We start from the raw sequence: 1,642 nt of genomic DNA on the forward strand, positions 1-1,642 counted from the left end.
CAGCCAACGGCGCCGCCCCGGCCGCCGCGGCGCCGCAGGGCCCGGTCTCGGTGCCGCCCTCGCAGCTGCCGGCGACCCCGCAGAGCGGCTCGCCGCAATCGGGCCCGCCGCCATCGAGCCCCGCCACCAACCTCCAGGTGGTCCCGGTCGCGCCGCCCCCGCCCGCGAACCCGGCCACCCAGCGCTGATGGGCAAGCGCGGCTTCACCCTCATCGAGCTGCTGGTCACGCTGGCGATCCTGGCCCTGCTGGGAACGCTGGTGGTGCCGGTGGCCCAGGTCACGGCCCAGCGCCGCGACGAGGTGGAGCTGCGCCGCGCCCTGCGCGAGATCCGCGCCGGCATCGACGCCTACAAGAAGGCCAGCGACGAAGGCCGGGTGGCGAAGGCCGCCGGCAGCACCGGCTATCCGCCGCGCCTGGAGATGCTGGTCGAGGGCGTGCGCGACCAGAAGAGCCCGAAGCAGGCCCAGATCTACTTCATGCGCCGCTTGCCGCGCGATCCCTTCCATGCCGACCCGGGGGCATCGAATGCCGAGACCTGGGGCAAGCGCAGCTACGCCAGCGAGCCGGACGAGCCCAAGGAGGGCGACGACGTCTACGACGTGTATTCGATGTCGGAAAAGCCTGGCCTGAACGGCATTCCCTACAACAAATGGTGAGCATGAGCCCCAAGCCAGTGCGCCTGCGCGCCTTTACCCTGATCGAACTGCTGGTGGTGCTGGGCATCGTGGCCCTGCTGCTGACGCTGGCCGTGCCGCGCTTCTTCCCGAGCATCGACAGCACAAAGGAGACCATCCTCGAGGAGAACCTGCGCAACACGCGCGCGATCATCGACCAGTACCGGGCCGATACCGGGCGCTACCCCGATTCGCTCGAGCAGCTGGTGGAGAAGAAGTACCTGCGCGAGCTGCCGATGGACCCGATCACCGAGAGCCGCGAGACCTGGATCGTGGAGCCGCCGCAGGAGGAAGAGCAGGGCGAGGTCGGCAACGTCAGGAGCGGCGCCCCGGGCAACGACCGCAAGGGCAGGCCCTACGCGGAGCGGTAGCATGGGCCTTCGACGCCAGGCCGGCTTCACCTACCTCGGCCTGATCATCTTCGTCTTCATCCTCGGCATGGTCGGCGCGGCCACGCTGAAGATCGGTTCGCTCCTGCAGCGCGCCCATGCGGAAGAGGAGCTGCTGGAGATCGGCTACCAGTTCAGCACGGCGCTGCGGACCTATGCCGAGGCGACCCCGCGCGGCCAGCCGCCCCAGCCACCCAGCCTGCAGGAACTGCTGCGCGACACGCGCTTCCCGAATCCGCGCCGGCACCTGCGCAAGATCTTCGTCGATCCGGTCAGCGGCAAGGCGGAATGGGGCCTGGTGCGCGCCGGCGAGGGCGGCCGCATCCTGGGCGTGCACAGCCTGTCGCAGGCGGCGCCGCTCAAGCTGGCCAATTTCGACAAGCGCTTCCCCGGTTTCGAGAACCGCGAACGCATCGCCGACTGGAAGTTCATGGCCGACCAGCAGGGCGCGGCGGCGCCGCTGGCGCCGACCGGCGGGGCGCCCGGCATGCCGCCGTTGCCGGGCGCCGCGCCGCAACCGGGCGGCGCGCCTCAGCCGCAGCCAGGCACCGTTCCGCCCGCGCCGCCCCGGGAGCCG

Annotated in this window: 3 protein-coding genes and 1 pseudogene; all 4 read left to right on the top strand. The window is 71.3% G+C overall.

Annotated elements, in window-relative coordinates; translation table 11 throughout:
* Window positions 1–188 (top strand): annotated as a pseudogene (locus ACK4S9_RS23230) (TraB/GumN family protein); the annotation flags it as partial.
* Window positions 188–658, top strand: coding sequence for a type II secretion system protein (locus ACK4S9_RS23235; RefSeq protein ID WP_409730308.1), 471 nt, complete (start codon window positions 188–190; stop codon window positions 656–658). The pseudogene ACK4S9_RS23230 and the gene ACK4S9_RS23235, both read left to right, overlap by 1 nt.
* A gap of 2 nt (window positions 659–660) precedes the next feature.
* Window positions 661–1,047: a type II secretion system protein gene (locus ACK4S9_RS23240; RefSeq protein WP_409730310.1), complete on the top strand. Its 387-nt coding sequence runs from the start codon at window positions 661–663 to the stop codon at window positions 1,045–1,047.
* 1 nt (window position 1,048) lies between these two features.
* The coding region (locus ACK4S9_RS23245) for a type II secretion system protein (RefSeq protein WP_409730311.1) at window positions 1,049–1,642 on the top strand (594 nt) is incomplete at its 3' end.

It is taken from the genome of Massilia sp. (genome assembly GCF_046293535.1).
In the GTDB taxonomy this organism is placed as follows: Bacteria; Pseudomonadota; Gammaproteobacteria; order Burkholderiales; family Burkholderiaceae_D; genus Telluria.